Annotated in this window: 17 protein-coding genes; 7 read left to right on the forward strand and 10 right to left on the reverse strand. The window is 58.2% G+C overall.

The genetic code is table 11. The features are described 5' to 3' along the window. Nucleotides 1-28: 28 nt before the first annotated feature. Entirely contained in the window at nucleotides 29-3670 is a 3642-nt protein-coding gene (gene uca, locus D9N13_RS00465; RefSeq protein ID WP_290584592.1) for an urea carboxylase, read from the forward strand. A gap of 11 nt (nucleotides 3671-3681) precedes the next feature. Beyond that, on the forward strand, nucleotides 3682-5520 hold the full coding sequence (gene atzF / locus D9N13_RS00470; RefSeq protein WP_290584594.1) for an allophanate hydrolase: 1839 nt from the start codon (nucleotides 3682-3684) through the stop codon (nucleotides 5518-5520). A 2-nt stretch (nucleotides 5521-5522) separates the two neighbouring features. Here the strand turns inward: atzF and D9N13_RS00475 are convergent, their stop codons facing one another. Further along, nucleotides 5523-9026 carry a response regulator gene (locus D9N13_RS00475; protein ID WP_290584596.1) on the reverse strand — a complete coding sequence of 1168 codons (3504 nt, stop codon included), beginning with the start codon at nucleotides 9024-9026 and terminating at the stop codon, nucleotides 5523-5525. 280 nt (nucleotides 9027-9306) lie between these two features. Here D9N13_RS00475 and D9N13_RS00480 point away from each other — a divergent pair, with 280 nt between their 5' ends. Next, nucleotides 9307-10122 carry an SDR family NAD(P)-dependent oxidoreductase gene (locus D9N13_RS00480; RefSeq protein WP_290584598.1) on the forward strand — a complete coding sequence of 272 codons (816 nt, stop codon included), beginning with the start codon at nucleotides 9307-9309 and terminating at the stop codon, nucleotides 10120-10122. A 155-nt stretch (nucleotides 10123-10277) separates the two neighbouring features. Further along, on the forward strand, nucleotides 10278-11312 hold the full coding sequence (locus tag D9N13_RS00485; protein ID WP_290584600.1) for an AraC family transcriptional regulator: 1035 nt from the start codon (nucleotides 10278-10280) through the stop codon (nucleotides 11310-11312). Nucleotides 11313-11334: 22 nt separating this feature from the next. Here the strand turns inward: D9N13_RS00485 and D9N13_RS00490 are convergent, their stop codons facing one another. Together D9N13_RS00490 and D9N13_RS00495 are read right to left on the reverse strand one after the other, a co-directional pair. Next, nucleotides 11335-12237: a cation diffusion facilitator family transporter gene (locus D9N13_RS00490; RefSeq protein WP_290584603.1), complete on the reverse strand. Its 903-nt coding sequence runs from the start codon at nucleotides 12235-12237 to the stop codon at nucleotides 11335-11337. 9 nt (nucleotides 12238-12246) lie between these two features. Continuing rightward, nucleotides 12247-12891: a TetR/AcrR family transcriptional regulator gene (locus D9N13_RS00495; protein ID WP_290584605.1), complete on the reverse strand. Its 645-nt coding sequence runs from the start codon at nucleotides 12889-12891 to the stop codon at nucleotides 12247-12249. Between the two features lie 91 nt (nucleotides 12892-12982). On the opposite strand from D9N13_RS00495, the gene D9N13_RS00500 reads away from it, so the two are divergent. Beyond that, nucleotides 12983-13894 carry an oxygenase MpaB family protein gene (locus tag D9N13_RS00500; protein WP_290584607.1) on the forward strand — a complete coding sequence of 304 codons (912 nt, stop codon included), beginning with the start codon at nucleotides 12983-12985 and terminating at the stop codon, nucleotides 13892-13894. A 39-nt stretch (nucleotides 13895-13933) separates the two neighbouring features. On the opposite strand, the gene D9N13_RS00505 is transcribed toward D9N13_RS00500, so the two are convergent. The 5 genes from D9N13_RS00505 to D9N13_RS00525 form a co-directional block, all read right to left on the reverse strand. Next, nucleotides 13934-15265, reverse strand: a complete 1332-nt coding sequence (locus D9N13_RS00505) for an MFS transporter (protein WP_290584609.1) — start codon at nucleotides 15263-15265, stop codon at nucleotides 13934-13936. A 63-nt stretch (nucleotides 15266-15328) separates the two neighbouring features. Further along, nucleotides 15329-16129 (reverse strand): alpha/beta fold hydrolase, encoded by an 801-nt coding sequence (locus D9N13_RS00510; RefSeq protein WP_290584611.1) that lies wholly within the window; start codon nucleotides 16127-16129, stop codon nucleotides 15329-15331. After that, nucleotides 16126-19122 carry a DUF748 domain-containing protein gene (locus tag D9N13_RS00515; RefSeq protein ID WP_290584613.1) on the reverse strand — a complete coding sequence of 999 codons (2997 nt, stop codon included), beginning with the start codon at nucleotides 19120-19122 and terminating at the stop codon, nucleotides 16126-16128. Before D9N13_RS00515 ends, D9N13_RS00510 begins: the two co-directional genes overlap by 4 nt. A gap of 102 nt (nucleotides 19123-19224) precedes the next feature. Further along, nucleotides 19225-20130, reverse strand: a complete 906-nt coding sequence (locus tag D9N13_RS00520) for an OmpW/AlkL family protein (RefSeq protein WP_290584615.1) — start codon at nucleotides 20128-20130, stop codon at nucleotides 19225-19227. Nucleotides 20131-20139: 9 nt separating this feature from the next. Beyond that, the gene (locus tag D9N13_RS00525; protein ID WP_290584617.1) at nucleotides 20140-23265 is read right to left on the reverse strand and encodes an Ig-like domain-containing protein; all 3126 of its coding nucleotides are present in this window, start codon (nucleotides 23263-23265) and stop codon (nucleotides 20140-20142) included. A 288-nt stretch (nucleotides 23266-23553) separates the two neighbouring features. On the opposite strand from D9N13_RS00525, the gene D9N13_RS00530 reads away from it, so the two are divergent. After that, a complete protein-coding gene (locus tag D9N13_RS00530) occupies nucleotides 23554-24105 on the forward strand; it encodes a penicillin-binding protein activator LpoB (RefSeq protein WP_290584619.1) in 552 nt (183 codons plus the stop codon). A gap of 22 nt (nucleotides 24106-24127) precedes the next feature. Here the strand turns inward: D9N13_RS00530 and D9N13_RS00535 are convergent, their stop codons facing one another. Beyond that, on the reverse strand, nucleotides 24128-24529 hold the full coding sequence (locus D9N13_RS00535) for a hypothetical protein (protein WP_290584621.1): 402 nt from the start codon (nucleotides 24527-24529) through the stop codon (nucleotides 24128-24130). 15 nt (nucleotides 24530-24544) lie between these two features. Next, on the reverse strand, nucleotides 24545-24697 hold the full coding sequence (locus D9N13_RS00540) for a hypothetical protein (RefSeq protein ID WP_290584623.1): 153 nt from the start codon (nucleotides 24695-24697) through the stop codon (nucleotides 24545-24547). 190 nt (nucleotides 24698-24887) lie between these two features. Here D9N13_RS00540 and pdsR point away from each other — a divergent pair, with 190 nt between their 5' ends. Beyond that, nucleotides 24888-25592, forward strand: coding sequence for a proteobacterial dedicated sortase system response regulator (gene pdsR, locus D9N13_RS00545; RefSeq protein ID WP_290584625.1), 705 nt, complete (start codon nucleotides 24888-24890; stop codon nucleotides 25590-25592). Nucleotides 25593-25594 lie beyond the last annotated feature (2 nt).

Consider the following 25594-nt stretch of genomic DNA (forward strand, 5'->3'; position numbering starts at 1 on the left):
CAGCGGGACGACCCGCCATTGACCTGATATGTTGAAGAAAGTTCTGATTGCCAATCGAGGCGCCATTGCGGTAAGGGTGATACGAACGCTGCAAACAATGGGTATCCACGCGGTTGCGGTTTACGCCGAAGCGGATGCTGATTCGCTGCATGTGCAGCAGGCTGACAGTGCCTTCAGCCTGGGAAGCGGCAACGCCAAAGACACCTACCTTAACCAAGGCAAACTGTTTGCCATCATGCAGCAGCACGCCATCGACGCCGTGCACCCGGGTTATGGTTTTCTCAGTGAAAACCCGGAATTCGTCGAACGCTGCGAAGCCTGTGGCATTGCCTTTATCGGCCCCACAGCAGAACAGATGCGGGTGTTCGGCTTGAAACACACCGCCCGGGAAGTGGCCCGCAACAGCCAGGTGCCCCTGTTGCCGGGCACGGATCTGCTGACCACGCTGCAGGCTGCGCTGGACGCCGCCGAAGACATTGGTTACCCCGTAATGCTGAAGAGTACCGCCGGTGGCGGCGGCATCGGCATGCAAACCTGTTATGACCGCAGCCAGCTTACAAGCGCCTTTGACAGCGTGAAACGCCTGAGCGCCAATAACTTCAGCAACGATGGTGTGTTCCTGGAAAAATACATTGAGCACGCCCGTCATATTGAAGTTCAGGTATTTGGTGATGGCCGGGGTAAGGCCGTGGCCCTGGGTGAGCGGGATTGTTCCGCCCAACGCCGCAACCAGAAAGTCCTGGAAGAAACCCCGGCCCCCAATTTGAGCGATGAGGTGCGCCACACTTTGCAGAGCGTGGCCAAACGACTGGTAAGCGCGGTGAACTATCGCAACGCCGGCACCGTGGAATTCATTTACGATCAGTCAGCACAGACGTTTTACTTTCTTGAGGTCAATACGCGACTGCAGGTGGAGCACGGTGTAACCGAACAGATCTATGGTGTGGATCTGGTGCAGTGGATGGTGCAACTGGCGGCCGGCGAACTGACAGACCTGGAGACACTGGCCGACAACTTGGTACCCCGGGGACACGCCATACAGGCCCGCGTTTACGCCGAAAATCCACAGCGCAACTTCCAGCCCTGTGCCGGTCTGCTTTCGGCGGTGGAACTGCCCCAGGCTGATGGCAGGCAACTGCGCATTGATCACTGGATCAGTGCCGGTCTGGAGGTGTCGCCTTACTTTGATCCCATGCTGGCGAAAGTGATCACCTGGGCCGAAACACGGCAACAGGCGCTGGCGGCACTGCAGAGTACGCTACAGCAATGCACCATTCAGGGCATTGAAACCAACATCGACTATGTTCACACCATTCTCCAGACAGAGGTGTTTCAACAAGGCCGCATTCATACCCGCTACCTCAACGATCTGGCGTACCACCCGGCCACCATCGACGTCATCCTGCCCGGCACCCTGACCACCATCCAGGACTATCCCGGGCGCAGTGGTTACTGGGATGTGGGTGTGCCCCCGTCCGGCCCCTTCGACAACTACTCCTTCCGACTGGGCAATCGCCTGTTGCAGAATCCGGAACAGGCCGCGGGCCTTGAGATCACAGTGAACGGCCCCACCCTGCAATTCAATCAGGCGGTGCGCTTTATCATTACCGGCGCGACGCTGGAGGCTCAGCTGGATGAAGCGCCGGTGACCTGCTGGCAGGTGCAACAGGCACAGCCAGGCCAGGTATTGAAACTGGGTAAGGTGCACGGCGCCGGTGCCCGCGCCTATCTGTTGGTCAGCGGGGGCCTGGACGGCAACCTGTACCTTGGTTCGCGGGCCACGTTTACCCTGGGCCAGTTTGGCGGTTTCAGTGGACGGGCCCTGCGCAGCGGCGACGTGCTGCATATGCTGCAACCCGCCGGCAACCCCACCGGCACGTTGCCATCACCCACCTTACCCGCGGCACTGCGGCCCAGCATCCAAACCCAGTGGCAACTGCACGTCACCTACGGCCCCCATGGTGCCCCGGATTTCTTTACCGGTGATGATATCGAGAATTTTTTTGCCGCCAACTGGGAGGTGCACTACAACTCCAGCCGTACCGGCGTGCGTTTGATCGGGCCTAAGCCCAAGTGGGCGCGCAGCAGCGGTGGCGAAGCCGGCATGCACCCCTCCAACATTCATGACAACGCCTATGCCATCGGTACGGTGGATTTCACCGGTGATATGCCCGTGATACTGGGCCCCGACGGCCCCTCTTTGGGTGGCTTTGTGTGCCCGGCTACGGTGGTGACCGCCGATTTGTGGAAACTGGGCCAGTTGCGGGCAGGCGACAAGATTCAGTTTGTACCGGTCAGCCAGGACACCGCCAAAGCGATGGAAGTGGCGCAACGGCAACAGCTGCGAACCCTGACGCCCGACCCGTTTGTGCCGCAAGCGGCCCCTCTGTCAACGCTGGATCCCATTCACAGCACATTGAGCGCGGAGCAAAACGGCGTACAGGTGGTATACCGGCCCGCCGGCGACAAATATCTGCTGGTGGAATACGGCCCGCAAAAACTGGATATTGAATTGCGCTTTATGGTGCACACCCTGATGTTGTGGTTGCAGGACAACAAGCACCGCAACCCGGCATTGGCGGCACTGAAAGAACTGACACCCGGCATCCGTTCACTACAGATTCATTACGACAGTCTGCAACTGCCGCTGGATGATCTGATTGCGATATTGAAGGCGGCTGAGCAGGAGCTGCAGCGCCACGATGATCTGACGGTGCCCTCACGCATTGTTCATATACCCTTGAGCTGGGATGACGAGGCCTGCCGCATCGCCATCGAAAAATACATGCAGTCGGTGCGCAAGGATGCCCCCTGGTGCCCCAGCAATATCGAGTTCATCCGCCGGATCAACGGCTTGCACAGCATAGCCGACGTCAAACGCATTGTGTTTGATGCCCACTATGTGGTGATGGGGTTGGGCGATGTGTATCTGGGTGCACCGGTGGCCACACCACTGGACCCCCGCCACCGACTGGTCACCACCAAATACAACCCGGCCCGCACCTGGACTGCGGAAAATTCCGTCGGCATCGGCGGTTCTTACCTGTGCGTGTACGGCATGGAAGGCCCGGGAGGCTATCAGTTTGTGGGCCGCACCCTGCAAATGTGGAACCGCTATCGCAAAACCCCGGAATTTGAACAGCCCTGGTTGCTGCGCTTCTTTGACCAGATAAAATTTTATGAAGTCAGCGCCGATGAACTGAAAACGATACGACACCAGTTTCCCCGTGGACACTATCCGCTGAAGATTGAGGAAACCAGTTTCAGCTTGAAACAGTACCAGGCGTTTTTGGCACAGCATCAAACGGACATCGAGCAGTTCACCACCCGCCGCAATGCTGCCTTTGAAACCGAACTACAGCACTGGATCGACAGCGGTCAGTTTCATTTTGATTCCGAACCCGCTAGCCAGGACCAGTCCGCGGGGGAGCAGACCCTGGCCCCGGGCTGCATCGCCATCGACAGTCATGTTGCCGGCAACCTGTGGCAATGGAAAGTCAACGCCGGGGATCGGGTCAGCACCGGGCAGGTGGTGTGCGTGCTGGAATCCATGAAAATGGAAATTGAGATCACCACACCGGAAAGCGGAACAGTGCAATCACTGTGTCGCACACAGGGCCAGCAGGTGAATGCCGGCCAACCTCTTTTAATTCTGGAGCAGGATTCGTAGCAGGAGCCATTATGTTGGATCTCACCACCATTAACATGACCATCACCGGTTTGCTGGATCACTACACCAACGGTGACTTTACCCCGGCACAGTTAATCCACAGTCTGCGCCAGGCCAACCTGGCGCTGAATCAAAGCAATCCGGTTTGGATACATCTGCTCAGCGAGGCGGAACTCGCGCCGTATCTGGCAGCACTGGAAGGCAAAAACCCGCAGCAATTACCGCTCTACGGCATCCCTTTCGCCATTAAAGACAACATCGATCTGGCCGGCATTCCCACCACCGCAGCCTGCCCGGCGTTCACTTATACACCGCAGCAGCACGCGTTTGTGGTCCAGCAGTTGCTGGCTGCCGGTGCCCTGCCCCTGGGCAAAAGCAATCTGGATCAGTTCGCTACCGGCCTGGTGGGTGTGCGTTCGCCGCAGCCCTGGGGCCCATGCCATAACGCGCTCAACAGCGAATACGTATCCGGTGGGTCCAGTGCAGGCTCGGCCGTCACCGTGGCCAAGGCACTGGTGAGCTTTTCATTGGGCACCGACACCGCCGGTTCCGGACGGGTGCCGGCTTCGCTGAATAATATCGTGGGCCTGAAGCCCAGCAAGGGCGTGCTCAGTACACGGGGCGTGGTTCCCGCCTGCCGTAGCCTGGATTGCGTTTCCATTTTTGCGCTCACGGTGGACGACGCCAATACCGTGTTTGATGTGGCCGCTCAGTTCGACCCGCAGGATCCTTACGCCCGCGCCAACCCCTATGCCAACAGCAAACGCTATTTCAACTCACACAGCGGAGCCCTGCGCATTGGGGTACCCCCTGCCTCGCAACTGAATTTTTTCGGCAACACCGAAGCCGAGGCCCTGTTTACCGCCGGCCTGCAACCGTTGCGTGATCTGGGTGCCGAACTGGTGGAGATTGATTTTGAACCCTTTCGCAGCGCGGCCCGGCTGCTGTATGAGGGCCCCTGGGTGGCAGAACGCTATCTGGCAACCCAAGCCTTAATTGAATCCGCACCAGACGCCCTGTTGCCGGTGATCCGCACCATCATCGGCAGCGGCAGCCAACCCTCTGCCCTGGATGCGTTTCGTGCCCAGTATCAATTACAGGCCTACGCGCAACAGGCAGCGGCTGTGCTGCAGCAGGTCGATGCCATCGTCACCCCCACCAACGGCAGTATTTACACGGTGGCCGAGGTGCAGAACGACCCTATTCAACTGAACAGCAACCTGGGCTACTACACCAACTTCATGAACCTTCTGGATTGCAGTGCACTGGCCATCCCCTCCGGCTTTTATCGCAACGGTGTGGGCTTCGGCATCACCCTGTTTCAGCATGCGTTCAGCGACAAACGGCTGTTGAGTATCGGGCGTACCCTGCAACAAGCCAACCCCATCACCCTGGGCGCAACGGCGCTTCACCCCAGGGCAATGACACCGGCGTCGAAACCACCACGCACCGCGATCAACCTTGTGGTGTGCGGCGCCCATCTGGATGGATTGCCGCTCAACTGGCAATTGCAGGAGCGCGGTGCCACTCTGGTGGAGGCCACCCAATCTGCCCCTTGCTATAAGTTATTCGCCCTGGCCGGCGGCCCGCCTTTACGCCCGGGCATGCTGCGGGTGGAGGAAGGCGGCCGTGCCATCGAAGTGGAAGTGTGGCGGGTGCCGCTGGAGGCGTTCGGCAGTTTCGTGGCGGAGGTTCCAGCCCCGCTGGGCATCGGCAAAGTACAATTGCAGGATGGACGCTGGGAGAGTGGGTTCATCTGCGAGCCCTATGGCCTGGACGCTGCTGAAGACATCACCGAACTGGGTGCCTGGCGCCGCTATCTGATCGATTCTGGGGCGAAAAACCCCTGACGCTAATTGATAGCATCCTGTCGGTCCGGGCCTTTCTGCTGCAACTGTACCAGTAACAGGTTGTATTCATCGTGCAACTGGTCTTTGCTCATCTGCAATTGTCGGCTGGCCTGGGCCCGGGCCGCCGTTTCGATGTGCTGGCACAGCATCTGTAGCCGTGTCGCCCCAAGGTTTCCCGCCGACCCTTTAATGGCATGGGCGATGGCATCAACCCGGGCAAATTGTTCCTGTTCAATGGCCGCGCTCAGTTGATCTATTTTTTCTGCGCTCACCTCTTTGAACAGGCTGATCATCTCCAGCATTCGATGTTGTTTGTACTTCACTCTTTTCGCCAGTGCACCGGAATCCCATACCGGGTAGTCACCCAGATCAGCAGTCGCCGACTGCGCCGCGACTCCTGTGGCAGTCGCCCCACCAGACACCACCGGTTTATTGTTCCGGATTTGATGGCTCCAGTATACGAGCCGGGTTTCCAGCTCTTCGGGTTCCAGGGGTTTGGTGATGTAGTCATCCATCCCGGCGCTCATGCAGCGCTCTCGATCACCCGCCATGGCACTGGCGGTCATGGCCACGATAGGAATGGATTTTGAACGTTCACCGGCGCTGCCTTTTCTGATTTCCCGGGTTGCCGTATAGCCGTCCATCACCGGCATTTGACAATCCATCAATACCAGGTGGAATGTGGTTTCCGCCATGCGGGCAAGGGCCTCTTGTCCATTATCCGCGGTGATCAGCGTCGCACCGTAATCCTCAAGCATTCCCACTGCCACCTGCTGGTTGATGCGGTTATCATCCACCACCAGAATGTTCAGGTTTGACAGGTCAAGGGCTTGCGGCACGATGGCGGCATCGATGCGATCGGCAACCTGCGCCTGCGCCGAAGCCGGTACCACCCCAGCCTGATGCAGCAACCTGGCCAACGCGAGCGGTGTTACCGGTTTCTGCAGATTAAGGAAAGATTGCCCATGCCTGGAAGGCTGATCACGCCCCATAAAATGGACCAGCAGCACAAGTCGCTGAGCGTCCATTCCCTTCATACCCTCCATTCCCTCCGGCACCGCTGCATCCACCAGGGTTTCATCCACCAGCACAAGGTCGAACGCTTTTTGCGTGACGAGCGCCGGCAGCTTGTGTATATCGGGGCCCGTCAGACAATCCACCTCACCGGCCTGCCAGCAGCGCAGCTGACGGGCAATACCGGCGGCCACCTCAAGACAGGGGTCCACCACCAGAAACTGTTTTGCGCTTAGATCCAAACTCACATCCAGCCCCGGCTCCTGGCTGATGCCCTGTCGCAGGGTGCAACGAAAAGTACTGCCTTCGCCCTGTTCGCTGTCACACTGAATATCTCCGTCCAGCAAATGGCACAATTGACGGGTGATGGACAGGCCCAGCCCGGTGCCGCCAAAGCGTCGTGTGACGCTGCTGTCCTCCTGGGCAAAAGCTTCAAATATCCAGGCCTGTTTTTCCGCTGAGATACCGACGCCGGTATCCTGCACCTGAATCCCCACCTCCACTTGCCCGTCGGTCAACTGTTGCGTTTGCAGCGCCAGCTTAACCCAGCCGGTGGTGGTGAACTTGATGGCATTACCCACCAGATTAATAAGAATCTGACGCAAGCGGCTGGCATCACCCACCAGCGTTGCCTGCTCGATCCCCGCAACATCCAGAATCAGTTCGATGTTCTTTTCAAACGCTTTGATGGACAGGGACGTCACCACATGGGACACCACCTCAATCAGATCGTAATTAACGTTCTCTATTTCCAGTTTGCCCGCTTCAATCTTCGACAGATCCAGCACATCATTGATCAGTGAGGCCAGGGCTTCAGCACTGGCCTCCGCCATGGCCAGGTAACGATTATGTTGTTCGGCAGTATTGCTTTTACGCAGCATGTTATGCATGCCGATAATGCCGTTCAGGGGGGTTCGCATTTCATGACTGACGTTGGCGATAAAACTGCTTTTGGTAAGACTGGCGGACAACGCTTCATTACGGGCCGCCTCCAGCTCGCGGGTGCGCTCCTGTACCTGGTATTCCAGTGACGCGTTCATCTTCTGGATTTCTTCTTCCGCTTCCACCTGCTCGGTAATATCCCGGATGATGGTGGCCACTCCCACCACTCTGTGGGAATCCAGCATGATCGGGGAGAACGACATCGAAACATGCAACTGCGATTGATTACGCTTGGCCAACGTCAGGCGCAGCGGTTCATGGTATTTTCCCATGGCGATCTGCTTGATTACCGGATCGATCTTTTCCTGCTGCCCCTCCACCGCGATCAGATGATCCAGCCGCTGGCCGAGGGCCTGACGGGAGGAGTAGCCCAGAATATCCTGGGCAGAGGTATTCCAACTGGTCACCACACCCATGGTGTCCATACCCACAATGGCATCGGATGAGCCTTCAATAATGGCTTCGAACTGCGCCTGGGCTTCACTGAGGCGCAGATTCTTGGTGACATTGGATTGGTAAATCACAAGAAACACGATGACCAGCACCAGCGCACCCCCGGCCACCACCAGCGTCTGCGTGCTCTGGTAAAACAGTTCTTCCTCCACCAGGGCAACCGGCGTTTTCAGTACCAACCGCATAAACTGATTACCGCCCGAGTTCGGGATCGATACCAACGATTCCATAGCGTAATACTCAAGCCCGGTGCGCTGTTCCAGCAAATGTTGGAGCTTGGGAAAGGGATCCTCCAGCTGCCGATAATAGTTACCCCAATCCGCAACCCCGCCCAGCTCCTGCTGGAAGGCGTAATCCGGATCCGGGTGAACAATAAAACCATCATTGGCATTCAGCAGCAGAATATCCACCGTATCAGGCAGGTCGCTTTGCAGTTCACCCAGTATCCTGCGGGCATCAAAATTCAGCACCATCATGCCAAACAATTGCTGTTGAGCATCGTACACCGGTATGCCGGAACGATAGGTGGGCTGATAAGGAATCACCACCCGCCCGTGTTCCCGGTTAAGATTAATCCCGGAAACATAGGTCTCTTCGAACGCCAGTTCGCTGATCCGCTGGAAATAGTCACGCTCGCCCTTGCGCTGCAGCTGGCCCCGGCCTGTTACTTTAATATTGCCCAAGCTGCGTGCCACCCGAACCAGCTCACGCCCCTGATCGGCCACACCAATGAACCGCGCCTGGGTGATATTGGGGTTGTTCTCCAGATAGGCTTCAAAAATGGTTTCCAAACGCACATACCACTGCGTCAATTGAGTGCCGTCATATGGATCAATGCCGTTGTTGGCCGTTGCCCTGACAATGCCCTGTACCGGTGGTGTCGAATACAGGAAACGGACTTTCAGGCGGGCCTCTTCGATGCCCCGAATCAGCAGGTTTTCCCGCAGATTGAGCTGATGGCTCAGCTCCGCCACTTTATAGTCCAGAATCCGCTCTCGCGTGCCCACATGCAGGTACCAGCCCGCCACTATGGTGAGCAGCAGCAACAGGGGGATGACAACTTTTACGGATAAGGGGTTTTGATGATGTGTACTCACGACCCTGTGACCAAACAGCCAACTGAACGGGCTGTTATTTCAATCCTGTGAAGTGCATTCACCATGCACGTTTATTGGGTAGAACATCTGAATTATAGATAGAACCACGGAATCTGCTGTTTTTCGGCCCCCAGATCCGGGCCCCTGAAAGGCCGTCCGTCACCACCGGCACGGCCCCATATGACAGGCAGATTGTCCCGCCCGCATCTGGCCCGCCAGCGTCCGCTGGTTTACAGTGAAGCCACAAAAAAATCAACCTAATCCCATTACGGAATACAGAATGAAAACATTGCACGATAAGGTAGTGGCCCTGACCGGGGCCTCATCCGGCATCGGCCGCTGCCTGGCACAACAACTGGCCGCCCGTGGCTGCCGCCTGGCACTGGCCGACGTCAACGAAGCCGGACTGAGCGAAACCATGGCCAGTTTGCCACCGGGCACTCAGGTCACCATCCACCTGGTTGATGTCGCCAAGAAAGAGCAGGTATATCAATGGGCAGAGGATGTGGTGGCCGCCCACGGCGGAGTGGATGTGGTCATCAATAACGCCGGCGTTGCCTCCCAGGGCATGATTGAGGATCTCGATTACGACGATTTCAACTGGGTGTTCGATATTGTGTTTTACGGCGTGCTCTATGGCACCAAGGCCTTCCTGCCTTACCTGCGGCAACGGCCGGAAGGCCATGTGGTGAACATCTCCAGCGTCAACGGCTTCTTTCCCTTTCCCAGCAACGGCCCCTACAACTGCGCCAAGCACGCCGTAAAGGCATTGAATCAAACCCTGATTCAGGAACTGCGGGGCACCAATATCCACATTACATCCGTGCACCCCGGCGGCATTAAAACCAACATCGTACGCAACAGCCGCATCGTCAAACCACTGTCCCCCAAACTCAGTAAGGAGCAGGCGGCGGCACGCTTCGAAAAAATCGCCGGCACCACGGCGGAAAAAGCCGCCAGCATCATCATCAGCGGCATTCTCAATAACAAGCAACGGCTCCTGGTGGGCAAGGATGCCTACCTGCTGGATGCATTGACCCGGGTGTTTCCCCAGGGTTTCTCCAACCTGGTGGGGCGCGTCATGCTGCGGGAGTAACCGTGCCGCCTCACCAGGCGCCGGCAAAGCAAATTGTGGAGGTGTGCCGAGCGGCACTATAACTTGTCATTAGAGGCCATTCCTGACCGCGGGAGATCCTGCTACAGTCGTTTTCCTGACCACTCCACCAGAAGCGGGGCTGCGGGAAGCGAACCATGACAAAAAGAAAGAGCATCTGGCAGGAACAAACCGTGCCGGCCTTGTTTCCCCGGGCTTATCTGGATTACGCCCGGGAGCGCAATGCCGACTTCACCACCCTCGCCCGCCTGGCCGGGCTGCCGGTGGCCACCCTTGATCACCACAGTCCGGAACTGACCCTGCTGCAGATGCGGGATCTGATCTCAGCGGTCATCACCGTGCTGGACGATGATACCCTGGGTGTGGACGTGGGCCTGCGCATGCCGCCAACGGCTTACAGTAACCTGGGCTACGCCCTGCTGTGCAGCGCAACGCTGGGTGAGGCGGCGCAGTTGCTGATTCGTTACTGGAAGCTGCTGGGGCCCGCCATGACCGTCTCCCTGAATACCGATGCGCCCCAATGCATCGTCGATCTCAACCATCTGTTTCCACTGCCACCGCCCCTGGACCGGCTCAGTTTTGAATGCACCATGGCCAGCTTTTACCGTGGTTTCCAGTTACTGGTGAATGCCAGCCGGGACGAACTGGAAATCTGGTTTTCCGGCCCCCCACCTTATTACGCCGAAAAGGTAGCGCGAGCCCTGGGCCGGGTGCGCTACAACATGCCGGCCAATCAATTTCGGTTTAGCGAAACCCTGCTGCATCGACCACTGCCCATGCACAACCCAACCGGTCTGGAATTTGCCATTGGGCAATGCCAGCGAGAAGCAGCGTTGCTGGACGATGACGGCTACATTGTGCGGGAGAAAGTCCGCCATGAAATGACTTTTGGTGCCGATGGCTATCCCACACTGGAACAGATCAGCCGGCGCCTGCACATGACCTCCCGCACCCTGCGCCGCCGTCTGGATGAGGAAGGCACCAACTACAAAGCCCTGCTGGAAGAAGCCAAACGGCGGGATGCCATTCAACTGCTCGATGACAACAATCTTGAGGTGCAGCGGGTTGCCGGCCTGTTGGGTTATCAGGATCCGGCCAACTTTACCCGGGCCTTTCGCCAGTGGACCGGTCAAACCCCAAGCCAGTACCGCGATGCCCGCAACCGCAACTGATGTTGATCTGAACGCTGGCGGTTCAGGCATCCCGGCAGGGTTCATGGGCGAACTCAAACTCGATGGTGGTATGGCTGAGGCGGAACGTGGCCAGCCGAGCGGCGATCAATGCTTTCAGTTCCACCTGGGCCGCGGGATCAAAATCCCGACTCAGCACCAGATGCACCGACAACACATGATGCTCCCCATCCAAAGACCACAGATGCAAATGGTGGGCGCCGGCCACGCCGTCGGTATCCACAAGCGTCCGGCGCAGTTCCGCCAGTAATGCGGGATCCGGCACCGCCTGAAAAAACAGCTTGGCGGTGCTCCACAGCAGGCGCGTCACGCTGAACAGAATAAACAGGGTAAATCCGATGGACAGCAGAGGGTCCAGAATCGGCCACTCCACAAACTGCATGATCAGCGCCACTACAAACACTGCCAGCCAGCCAAACACATCCTCCATCAGATGCCAGTTCAACACCCGTTCATTGAGAGTGTTGCCGGCACTGAGCCGGTAGGCGGCAAAACCGTTCACGGCCACCCCCAATACCGCCAGCCCCAACATGCCTTCGGTCATCGGCATCACCGGCTCCGCCAATCGCGGTATGGCTTCACTCAACACCCAGATGGAACCGGCCACCAGCACCACCCCATTCAACAGGGCACCGAACAGCGACAATCGTTGGTAACCATAGGTGAACTGGTCATCCGCGCGGCGCCGGCCCACCCTATCCAGCAACCAGGCACTGCCGATGGACAGGCTATCCCCAAGGTCATGCACGGCATCGGCCATGATGGCGGTACTGTTGGTGAGCCACCCCCCCACAAACTCAATAATCGAAAAAGCCAGATTGAGGAAAAACGCGGTCGCAATACGCCGGCCGCTTTGCGCCTGCTGTGACTCGGGAGGGTGCCGGTGATGAGTGCCGTGATGATGCATCGCCTTGCCTTAGTGTTTATCGCCATCGCGGGCCTGATACAGCCACTGAATCATTTTCTGGGTGAGTTCATCTATTATGGCATCGATATCCAGGCCGGGCGGGGGCATCAGGGCCAGCTGCAACAGGGCAGCGCCGGTCATACTGGTAATCAGGTACAGGGATTCCCGGGACAGGTGAATAAAATGGTATTCCCGGGTTTTGCTGGCCCCCACCAACGCCAGCCGAAACAGCTCCGCGCGCATCCCCGCCACCGCGGGTACCTGATGCACAAACGGCACCTGGAACAACAGCACTTTCAGCAATTGATGCTGGGCACATGAAATCTTATAGAGGCTCTCGATCCAGTGGCGCATGGCCGGCTCAAACGCCAGCCGTTCGGCCCGCAACAGGGCAGACTGCATCTCCGCCAGCATGACTTCCACCCGCTGTGTGGCCACCGCCGCCACCATGGCCTCCTTGCCGGGAAAGTATTCGTACACCGAACCAATGCTCACCCCTGCCCGCTCCGCCACCCTGTTGGTGGTCAATCCGGCGTAGCCCTCCTCCACCAAAATCTGAGCACTTGCTTGGATTATGGCGTTCACCGTGGCCTTGGCCCGGGCTTGCTTGGGCACCTTTTTATAATTTAAATCATAGACTTGCTTGCCGCTCAAAGTATTCTATCCTGAACTTTGAATATCCGAGTTTTTCTGAATAATTGCTTGGTTTAGGATAACCCAAACCAACTTCAAAGTGAGCAAGATTATGAATTCTGCCGCACACGAACTGGATAACACCCCGGATCAGCCCCATTCTGAGGCCAAAAAACAGCCTATTCAGACCCAGTGGGAGCACACCACCGCCCAAGAACTGGATGCCGCCATCCCCGGCTGCATTGACAGTATCGGCCTGTTGAGCGGCCCCGCCAACACCATCATGCAGCTGGCATACCCCGGCGTTGGTCACGGGGTCATGGAAAGCCGGGTGGAATCCGGCTCTATTCTGCTGCACCCCATCAAACGGGCACGCACCACCTTGAGTTATCTTTCGGTGGCGTTTTACGGTACCAGCGAGGAGAAACTGGCCTACCGCCGGGCCATCAACCAGGCCCACGCCCAGGTCACCTCCACGGCACAATCACCCATCCAATACCGGGGCCTGGACCCCAATCTGCAATTGTGGGTCGCGGCCTGTCTGTTCTGGGGACATTTGGATGTCTACGAAAAACTGCGCGGCCCCATGTCCAAGGCAGACCAGGCCCGCTTCTATGAATTCGCCAAGCCCCTGGGCACCACTTTGCAGGTCCGCCCGGATATGTGGCCCGAGGACATAGACGCCTTCTGGCAATACTGGAGTTCGACCCTGGATACCATCGTCATTCCGCAGGATGTCAAACAATGGCTGATGCAACTGGTGGATCTCCGTTTCCTGGGGCCGGTGATCAGCTTTGCCTTCGGCAGCCCCGGCCGCCTCCTCACCAGCGGTTTCCTGCACCCCACCATACGCGAGCAGATGGGATTGCCCTGGGGGCCGAAAGAGGAACGCCGTTTCAAACGCGCCATCAAACTGCTGGCCACGGTGAACAACCGCTTGCCCCGTACCCTGCGCCAACTGCCCGGGCTGGCATTGATGTGGGATTTCCGGCGCCGCCTGAACAAAGGCCTGCCCCTGCGCTGACCTCACACTGCTGGCAACGGGGCCCCATGCGTGGCAAGTTCAGTCCTCTGACTGGACTTCCCGCAATCGGGATGCACTGAGGCAGGCAGCAAAACTCATCCCGCAAAACCAGGCCAGCACCGTCACCTCACCATAGACCTTGGCCACCACGCTGAACACGCCACCCAATAACAGCAAAACACCAATCACGGTATTGGACAGCGCCGTATAGGCTGCCCGCTTGTCCGGGTTTGCCATGTCCACCAGATGGGTGGAACGGCCCAACCGCACACCTTCATAGGCCACCATCAAACCGAACAACAACACCGGCAACTGCCAGGTTTCCTGCAACCAGTCCAGGCGGGCGCACAGCACCGTCAACAACAACGCCACGCCGGCGCATGCCCCCGACAACATCAGCACCTTGCGGCTGGAGACATCCGCCAGGCGGCCCCACACATAGCTGCTGCACAGACTGGCCAAGGCTGAGGCCAACAACAACCAGCCCAATCCCGCCACCCCCTCGCGCACGTCCTGCGCCTGCAGGGCCACCATGAACGGTGGCGCCAACGCCGTGGCTATGAGCAAGCCGCGAGTCAAAATAAACAACCCCAACTGACCATCACTGAACACATAGCCCAGGTGTTCCTTTGCCACTGCAAACGGATTACCGCCCCCTTCCGTCGCCCCTTTTTCTTCGGTGAGGGACAGAAACAGCACGCTGGACAGCAACCAGAACCCCGCCGCCATAAACAGGCCCACAATCACCAGATACTGTTTCTCAAACATGCCGGATGATATGGTCAGGGCATACAGGATCACCACGGCGGCGGCCACTGTACTGGCGGTACCGGTGGCGGTGCCGCGCCGTGATTTGCCCACGGTTTTTCCCAGCACATCCTTGTAGGAAACCGAACAAACACTGCGGGCGACGGCCAGCAACGCCAACAAACCCACCACCACCAGACCGAGCTCAAAACCACGCAACAGCAGCGCGGCCAAAGCAATGCCCGCAGCACAGGCTCCCTGAACAAAACTGCCCAGGGCCCAGGCGTATTTGCGCAACGGCAGGGAGCGCAGGAAACCGGCGATGAACAATTGGGGCAGCAAGGCACCGGCCTCACGCACCGGCACCAGCAACCCCACAAAAAAGCCCGGCGCGCCCATGGCCGTGAGAATCCAGCTCAATACCAGCTTGGGGTTAATAAAACCATCGGCTGCCTTGGTTAACGAAAGGGAAATCACATGGATAAGAAAATTCTGTGGCTGATCCCGACAGGCGCTCTCCGGAATGTCCTTGCAGACCCGACCATCGTCCTCCGCCGTAAGCAGATCAAAGGCAATTTTTGCCGCACTGCGCTCAGCCTTGGGTGCCTTGGTTGGTTTCGTCATGCAATATCCTCACTTGTCATTCAGTGCAGGCAAACGCCTTACTGCCGGTGCAACATGAAAAGATTATGCCAAAGGGGTTTCCTGCCGCGCCGCATCCTGCTGCCAAGCCTGAATACGCTGAATAATCCACGCCCCGTCATCCAACGGCAGATCGTGCCCGGCGCGGGGATGGGTCAGCAAAGGCCAGTGCCAACGCTGCGCCATGCGCTGACTGCACACCGGATTCACCAGGCGATCACGGGCACTGTTCAGCAACAACACCTGGTCGTGGGGGCGGCGCTTGGGCGCCCGGTAGCGGGCCGCCGCCAGCAGCTGCCGAGCGGCGTTTTTCAGGCTGGTGGGATGGGTGCTGGCGTAGCCTGCCCATTTATGGGCCAGCTCCCCTTTGTGCGGATACAGATTGCTGGAGATGTCCAGGATAAGCTGTTCCCGTGACAGGGGATCCCGTTGCAGCAACATGGTTTTCAGAATGGCGGGATAGTTGGCCGGCTGCAGGCGCTCAAACAATGAACCCGCATCGCGCAGGGACGAGTTGATGATCACCCCTGACGCCACCTCCTGCCGATGCCGATGCATCCATTCAATGGCCACCATCCCCCCCAGAGAGATGGCCAGCAGGTGAATGGGGCCGCTCACCCCTCGCGCCGCCAACTGCGCGCGGCCCACCTCCATCATCTGCCGCACCGAAAGTGGACTGGGGCGATCACACAACACACCATTGCCCGGCAGATCCAGCGTGTGCACCCGGGCCTTGGGAAAGGCCTCTGCAAACACCTGGGGAAAGCGTTCCCAATGTTTTTGCTGACGCACCAGGCCCCGCAACAAGACCCAATGCCCGCTCACCTCCGTATTCACACCCATCATCGGGCATCCAGCTCCAGGTTCACCACGCGCCCCGCCAGATCCTCCTGCCGGGTTTTGTCAACGGCCACCCGGGCATGATCCAGTTGCAAGTCATCCACCAGATACTGCTTCACCACCAGTGCCCGTTGATCCGCCAGCGCCAGTAAATCCGTTACCGTGATCACCTGGCGGTCGGCCACCGCTTCATACATGGCCTGATAAACCGCGGCGTCCAGTGCGTCGCCTTTCAGCTGCGGATTCTGCGCCTGCAAGGCGGCCTCCCGAGCCGCAGCGGCGGGCAGCTGCAGCGCATCATTGATCTCTTCGATGGCGTTGCGGTTGGCCCGTACGGTCCACCAGTCCACATCACCGGCTTCTTCGAGCAGCTCAGGCAATGACATCTTGCGTGCGGCGGCCACCCGCTCCTGAATACGCTGTTTTTTCAGCACCGGCGTATCCTGATCTCCATGGGCGGCTCCGTGGAAGCGCACAATCAACTGCGGCCGTTGCTGCAACGCCTGCACCAACTTCTGCAGCCCCTGTTGATTGTCTGCACTGAGCTCCGCCCTGCCCGGTGCAAACTCGATCTCACCCATGTCCTCACTGCCACCCACCAACGCGCCCAGCATGGTGAAAGGCGAGGTGGCGGCTTTCACCAGCACGTTCATCAATGCTTTCAACACCACACCGGACACACTGAACCCGGGATCATCAATATCACCGGAAATGCCCACGTCCAGATCGATCACACCATTCACATCCCGCAACAACGCCAATCCCAACCCCACCGGGGCGTCGATCGCGTCTTCATTCTCCACCTTTTCACCCAGATACAATTGCTCCGCCACAATGTTGTTGCGGCCCTGCAAGGTGTTGTCGTGCAGTTGATAATCCAGATTCAGATTGAGTTTTCCGCTTTGCAGGTTGTAGGCGATAAACTCTGCGGAATAGGGCGATAAGGCCGGCATGTCCAAACCGCTGAGCTGGCTTTTGAAAGTAAAGCCCGGTTGCCGGGCAATGGGATCCAGGGCGCCTTTTATGTTGAACGGTGCATAGCGGTCAATCTTGCTGGTCAGGGCAAAGCCTATGGGGTCATTACGCTCGCTGGACAATTCCTCCAATGTGAATTCCACATTGTGCAAGCCGGTGGTAAACGCCGGCGTCACGCTGCGGTCCTCAAAACGGGTCAGGCCGTTTTTGATTTCCATTTTGCCCACTGCATAGTGCCAGGGGGTGCTGCCGGTGGCGGGTTCTGCAGCCTTGCCTTCCGTTGCGGCCTCTGCAACCGTCTGCCCCTCGTCTTTGGCAATGCTCGCCCAGTTCAGCTGCTTGTCCTGATCAATGGCCACCAGCATATTCGGCTCAGTGAGGGTAACCGCCCCCACGCTCACCTTCTGCGCCAGGGTATCCAGGGCGATCTCATCCAGGCGCACCTGTTTAAACTGCACCACCGGCTTGCCGGTGCGGGTGTCTTCGGCCTGAAAATTGTCAACTGCTACCTGCAATTGGCTGGTTATGGGGGCATCGCCTGCGGTATCCAGGGCCACGCTGCCCGCCACCTGCAGCGCACCTTTTTCGATGCGCAGGTAAGTGGCTGCCTGCACATAATCAGAAAACGGCGCCAACGGCAGATTCTTCACCGAGTAATCCATCTGCAGGTTGAAAGGCACCAGCGCCATGTCGCCTTCCAATATCAACTCCCCTTGTTCATTGAGCCGGGCGCTCACCACCACCGGCACCCGCTCGCCCTCCTGCAGGGTCAGGTTCTGCAGGGTCACATTCAGCTGGGTCACGCTGTGGCCGCGGGAAATATCAGGATGCCGGTGGGAAAAGTTGAACCGGCCATTGTCGAGCTGCAACCTGTTCACCCGTACCGACCAGGGCTCAGACGCCTCTTGCGCCGCCGGTGAACCCGATTGCGGCGCCTGTTGCTGCACCTTTTGCTGCACATTCTCGTCCACCACTTTCTCCACCAACAGATGCTCGAAGCGCAGCCTGCCCTCTTCATCCATCCACTGATTGGCCAGCGGATTAATCACCTGCACACGGTCCACGATGACACTTTGCTGCAACAGATCAAACTCAATGCCCTGCACCTGCAGGGACTCGATCCGCGCCATGGGTGGATCGGCCATGAAATCGTCCATGGCCAATTGCGCAATGCTGAGATCCCGGCCGGTAAAGAGGAAAGCCAGGTCAGCGCCCTGCTGCTCCAGGTGCACGCCAGCGTCCAGAGACAGCTGGCCGCTGCTCAGGTGAATGGGCACCACATTGTTGACAAAATCACTGAACTCTTTCAGTTCAATGCCCGTCGCCTGCACGCTGGTATCCACATACAAGGGATCAAGACGATACTCGCCAGCCAGCTTCAATGTGCCGCCCCCGGGAATGGCCGCCGTAATATTGAAGGGATTCAGATGCTCATCGCCGGTGGCCAGATACAGGTCAAACACCTGGATGGTGATGTCGTCCATTTCCGACCGGGCCGGTTGTTTGCCGCTCAGATCACTGAAGCGGAAGCGGCCCGCATTGATGGCGGTACTGACAATTTCCAGGGCAATGGCGGGGCCGGCCGTGCCCTCTTCCGGTTGCGTTTCGCCCCCGGCCACGCGCTCGATGATGTCACTGAAATTGAAGCCTTCCGCGGTTTTGTCGATGTTGATTTCCGGTTGGTCCAGTTGCAGTGTTTCCAGTTTAACCTCCCAGTTGAACAACGAGCCCCAGGGTGTGAAATTCACATACAACTGCTCCCAGGCCACCAGGGGCGCATCGGGTTTATCCGGCACATTGAGATTGAATATGCGCAGGGAAAGGTCAAAAGGGTTGTAGTCAAAGCGCTCCACGGTGATGTCGCGCCCCACCAGCTGTGCAACATCGGTTTCCACCACCTGCTTCAGTTTACCCGGCAGATACAGGTAAGACAGGGCAATATAGAGCAGGTACAGGAGCAGCAGAACAATGAGAGCCCATTGCTTCCAGCTGAGCAGTTTGAGGCGGGTGGTCAAGGTGGTCACGGGCACAGCGTCCTTATTTGGCGTGCAGCATTTCTGCTGGCATCAGATTCGACTAGAAACTGTGCCCATTATACTGATTTATGGTGCACAGTCGTGACCGCGCTAGAAATCGAAACCGATGCCAATGTGGTAAACCCAGGGGTCCACGGTCACATTGACAGTGGCATCTCCCACCTCCACATAGGGATACAGATCCAGCTCCGGGGTTTCCACGTATATGCCTTTCACGGTGGCTTCCGCTTCCAGGCCACCGATGAATTTCACGTCCAGGTTCACCCACCAGTCGTTATAGAAGTTGTATTCAACCCCCCCTTGCAGCACGTAACCGAAGACATCGTCGATCTCCAGCTCCGGCTCACCCACGGCGGTCAGGATCGGGTTGGTCACCTCCGCATCATAGGTAATCATGTACGACAGCCCGGCCCCAAGATAGGGCCGCAGTGGCTTATCCGGCAGAAAGCGATACACCAGGGTCACCACCGGAGGCAGCACCTTGCTTTCACCAAACTCGCTGCCCAACGGCGCTACACCGGTGGGAATATTGTCCAGCGCATAAGGTGCGATGGAATCCGTCGCCAAGGTGCCCTCGGCCTCGAATTCCACCGTAAAGGGCAATGCCAGAATGGTTTCCACCGCCCACTGCCCATCCATCCAGGGCAGGCGATAGCCCACAATGGCGGAGGGAAAGCTCACCGGATTCACCGAGGCGCCGGAGCCTGCAATCGGGCCGTCACTGATGGCCAGGGTGGCTTCCGAATCCGCGGGGATACTGAGGCTGACTTCATCACTGGACGAATCCGGCTGCAGCGAGGTATAGCCGGCCCGGAAATAGAAGGGCTTGGCCCCGGGTTTCATTCCCAGCATATTGGTTTTGGTGCGCTCCCAGATATTGCCTTCACTGGCCGGTTCCGCTTGCGCTACCTCCGCCAGCAGCGCGGGGCTCTGTAATGCAACCGCCAATGCAGCGGCCAATACCGCCAGCGGGGCGAATGACACTGATTTGTTCATGCTCGCCTCCTATTTGCGGCCTTTGAGTGGATTACCGATCAGGCGCAGGTTCATGGCACCGGACGGGATCAGCATTTTAATGGCACCGTTGCCGGCGATGGAGGTGACATTGATCACCAATTCAATATCGGCAAGATTGGTCTGCTCAATCAGAATACGGCCATCTTCCAGAAACGTGATGGGGCCTTTGACGATGGCAGTCAGGGGCAGGCTGTGGATGTTGTGATTGACGGCGATGAGCCCACCCAACAGGGGAATATTCACCTGAATCTGCATATCCGGGGCATCCATGTACAGGTCCAGCTGGGCGATGAACTGGGGTTGCTCAACACCGTCCTCCGCCACGATATAGCCGGTCACCGGTTCACCGCCGGATTCACGTACCCGCAAAACGCTGATGCCGGTTTCCACATCACTGATGGGAATGGGGATGCCCAGCACCGTGGCCGATGATTCCATGGTAATGGAGGTGCCGTACAAGATACCGGGATGCACCCGCACCGGTATCTGGCTGGTGCCGGCAAGGGTCATACCCCAGGTTGCGCCGTCAATGGTAATCGGCTCCGGTTCCCCCACGGTGACCGGCAGGGCCCCGCCAAGATAAATACTGGCTTCGGGGATGACCGCGCCACCGGGTCCATCAAGAAACTGAGCCTGGGTGATGATGCCGTTGTTCAGGCCGTCATCCAGCAGGTCCACGATGGATACACCGGCGCTGTTTTCAGTCCGTGCCGTCTCGCTGCCATCCAGATAGCCATTGCCGTTGATGTCGGCGTAGGGCTCCAGTTTCAGCGGCAGGAACACATCATTGCCTGCCGCCACCGCGGTGAAGGTGGCAACAATATTACTGCCACCGGCGTCGGCGGCTTCACCACCGTTTAAAGGATCGGGGTTCAGTGGAACGCCGTTGGCACTGCATATTTCGCCCGCACCGCAACTGGTATTGGTACCGGGCACCAGTGTCACGCGATACTGCGTGCCTTCGGTCCAGCCATTGGTGGGGGTGAATTTGAAACTGCGGGTATCGGCTATCAAAGAACCGTCCACCACACCGACACAGGTCCCACCGCCATCCAGCTCCTCCACCCGCACTGCACCACTGCCGCAGGCGGACCCCAGCACCAGGGTGGCCGGATTCATAGGTTGATTGAACGCCACCTCAATGCGGCCATCGGTGGGCATGGTAAATGGAAGATAACGCTCATCGCCGCTGTCGCCGCCCACACAGCGACCGGCGAAATTCGCATCGCCGGCGGTCAGCGGGCAGGCGGCACCATTAAACAGGCTGCTCACCAGGGGCCCCACGGTGGTGGCCGCCGGATTCTCAGTGGTAAAGGTAATATTGCCGGTGCCTCCGGTGGCGTCCCCCGCATCCAGCACCAGACTGTTGCCGGCCAGATCCACCAGGCTGCCGATGGTAACCTGGTATTGCTTACCGTAGGCGAGGGCAGTATCCGGCTTCAGCAGTACCGTGCTGCCGTCCCAGGTGATCTGGAACGGTACCTGGCCACCATCGGTAACGTTGCTCAAGATGATTTCATCTTGAGGCAACACACCGGCGTTATCCATGGGCTCGGAAAAAATCAGGGAAATCTCGTCGGCCACGGCAAAATCCTCGCTGCCGGTAGCCGGATAACTGGCAGTGATGGTGGGGGCGGTGGTATCCGTGAGCGGCTGCGCCACCAGATCCGAATTGATACCCAGCACCAAATGGGCCGGCGCCTGATCCAGCCCCAGTAAATCCATCTGCAGGGTACGCACGCTTTCAATATACAGCTTGCCGTCGCTCACCCGGGCAGTACCGGTGGCCTGCACATGGGGAATGGTCTGATTCAACACGGCATTGCCGTTGGCATCGGAACTGGTCAGCGCCAAATCGAAAATCAGGTACACAAACACCGGCGACTTGTCGGCATCCGGCGCCGTGCTGTAGGGGCGATAGGGGTTGCGATCCATGTAGCCGGTGACGTCGGTGATAAAGCTGGCGGTGATGTCACCGGTCTGCAGATTGGCCGGTACTTCTCCTCCCAGGGCCAGGTCCAGTCCGGTGATATCCAGATAGGCACCCTTGCGGATCACAAAGGGAATCAAACCACCGAAGGCACTGGGGTCCGCCAGGCGCGCTTCCAACGTGGTATCACGCAGATTGATCTCATTGCTGCCGATCAGCGGAGAATACAGATCAATGGCGTTCAGTGGCCGGCCGGTGAGCCTGGAGGTGGTGGGAAACCCGGACTCGCCAAAGGCGTTGGTGGTATTGAAACGCTGGGTTATTACGCAACCACAACTGTTGGAATCCACCGGCACCAATTCGTAGGTGACCGGATTCAGGGCTTCGCCGTTCAGGTCCGTAATGGCGCCGGTAAGGCGTAAACGATAGGTCATTCCCGCCGTCAGCTCCGCCTGCTGCGGATCAAAACTGATGTGCTGCTTGCGCACCACAATGGAACCGGGTACCGGGGTTTCACCGCCACCGCCATCCACTTCAACGAACTCAAAGCTGGTGCCCACCTGCACCGTTTTTTCATCCAGGGGTTCACTGAACTCCACCCGGATGGTGGAGAAATCCATCATCGGATAGCGCGCTGCGGGGGGGGTCGGCATGGTGGTGGAATACACATCGGGGTCTTCGCCGTTGATGGCAGTCACGGTGGGCGCCACACCGGCCACCGGATCGGTCTGGCTGGTGAGGAAGGTAATCAGGGGATCTGTGGAGGAAAGATTGGTACTGCCGCCTCCAATCACCGCGCCACGCACGTAAAGCTCGTAGCGGGTACCCTGCTGCAGTTGATCGGTTTCGAATTGCACCACTTTGCCGCTGACACTGGGGGCGATGGGCACCACTGTGTTGCCCGGGCCTAGCAGACAAAAGTTGCCGGAAACCGTGCCGCCGCCGTCCACGCTGCAGGCGGCATTCACCGCCGACTGGCTGGCATTCTTACTGAAGGTGACGTAAAACCGGGTGCCCAGGGGCACATCCGTCTGACCATCAATGGGGTAGGTAAAGATCACCCCATCCGACAGGGAAGGCGGCGTGAACCGATCACCGCCGCTGTCACCACCACAACCGGACAACACCAGCAAGGTAGCGCTCAGGCATCCGGTTACTATTTTAGGAAGGATAAACTGCTTCATAGAAGACACTCTTTGCCAATACTGCTTAGTCTTGTTTTTGTTGGCTCCGCCATTGCCTTAATCCCGATTATCCTGCTCGAGATTCAATCAATTCGCCTCCCTTAACTATGGTAGACAAGCTGTAAATCCGCCAGTTCGGCACCACATTGATCGCCCTTCGCTCTTGATTGATGCACTGAATCCGTAGACACTTAGCCGTTATTGCCAACCGTCGTGCCAAAAAAGAATAAGCAGAGGGCAACAATGACCAAAAAAATAGCAATGAGCTGTGCCATCCTGGCTAGCCTAATGTTTCAAGGCTGCACCAATACCGTAAAGTACGATGACACTCCGGCCTCCAAAACCGTACAGAAAGAGGTGGGTGCGGACACCATCAGCAATAATGCCACTGCCATGCTGGACGCCATGTTGCTGGATCCTGAGGTACAGAAAGCCACGAAAAGCTCCCGCCCCAAGCTGGCGGTGTTCGGTCTGATCAACTTCACCTACGACAAACTGGATCTGGCCGCCATCAACGGTCAACTGATGAATGAGCTGAACAAAGCCAACCGCTTCCGCTTCTCCGATCAGGAAGACATGTCCGCAGAAAGCGAAAAGTGGAAAGACAGCCTTTATCAACTGTTTGAAGATCCCGCCAGCGGCCAGTCTCTGGCCACCGCCGTGGCGGCCGATTACCTGCTGGTGGGTGAAATCAGCAACGTGATCCGCACCCAGCCCAAGCAGAAGAAAGTGTTTTACCGGCTGAGCCTGAAATTACTGGATCAGAGCAACGGTGAAACCATCTGGCGCGAACAGCGTGAATTACTGAAAAGCGAAAAGAACATCGTCTATGGCATCTAGGCTGGCAGACTGAATCAGCTGCCTAGCCCGCCCTTTGGAACAGGCCTCCGCAGTGGGGCCTGCTTAGCGGTTGCCCCTGCCCCGCCAGAACTACACCCACTACATGAATGCGCCCCACAATCTGATCGTTAAATGCCTCCAGCTGGGCAGCCGGGATACGGTATTCCCGATGTTCAGGGCCACCCAGAGTAAACACCGGTAACGTCTGCAGATAATCCGTGATCACCTCAAACGCCGTAATGTAACCGACGCCGGAACGCAGCACATGCCATTGCCAGGCAATGCGGCGGGCAAAGCATTCGTGCAACAGGGGATAGAAAAACTTCTGGTTCGGCCGTCGCGCCGGAAAACGGCGACAGTCGCATTCCAGCACAGCCTGCAACTGACCGGGGCCAACCGGGCGAAAAAGCGTGGTGGTAACCATGGCCTGCCCCCTGCTTTAACGCGGCGTTCGATCCACGGGTTCAGCGTAGGCTGAGAGCGGCACCGTAAGCTGCGGCGCGCGATTGCGCTGGCCCGTCCCCAAAGCAAACATCAGCAGTGCCAGGCTCAGCACCAATACGTACCAGCGGTTGCTCCATTGCGTCAACATAGTGTGTCCTCCCGCGATTGAATGTTCCCCCAGTAAACCCTCAGAGCATGGCAGGAGCGCGCACCAGCGATGGCAGCACAGCGATGAATTCTGATGAATTGTGGCAAGGCCTTTTGCCCGCCCGTGACTGATGTACACTTACACCACACCCAATCTCAGCCGGACACAGGGCCAACGGATCCAGCGTACTATGGCAAAACACATTGCACTGATCGAAGATGAAGCGGCCATCCGCGAAAACTACAAAGCCTATCTGCAGGGCCAGGGCTATCAGGTCAGCACCTATGAATCCCGCCCCGCGGCATTGGCAGGGCTGGATCTGCAGTTACCGGACATGGCGGTCATCGACATTGGTCTGCAGGATGAAATTGAAGGCGGCTTTGATTTGTGCCGGGAACTGCGACAGCGGGCACCGCACCTGCCGATCCTGTTTCTGACCGCCCGCGACAGCGAACTCGACGCCATCTCCGGCCTGCGCCTGGGGGCCGATGATTACCTTACCAAGGACATCAGCCTGCCCCATTTGTCGGCTCGTATCACCGCCCTGTTCCGGCGTCTGGATGCGCTGAACCAACCCCGCCAGGAGGATAACCGCCTGCAGCGCAGTGAGCTGCTGCTGGACCTGGACCGCCTGCACGCCAGCTGGCAGCAGCAACCTCTGGACCTGACCCTCACCGAGTTCTGGATCCTGCACGCCCTGGCCAAGCATCCGGGGCATGTGAAGAACCGCCAGCAGCTGATGGATGCCGCCAGCGTGGTGCTGGACGACAACACCATCACCTCGCACATCAAGCGTATCCGCCGCAAATTCAATCAGCTCGACCCGCAGTTTGACGGCATCCAGACCGTGTACGGCATGGGTTACCGCTGGCACCAGCCCGCCGCCGGAGACTAGCC

The sequence above is a fragment of the Ketobacter sp. GenoA1 genome, assembly GCF_003671475.1.
Taxonomy (GTDB): Bacteria; Pseudomonadota; Gammaproteobacteria; order Pseudomonadales; family Ketobacteraceae; genus Ketobacter.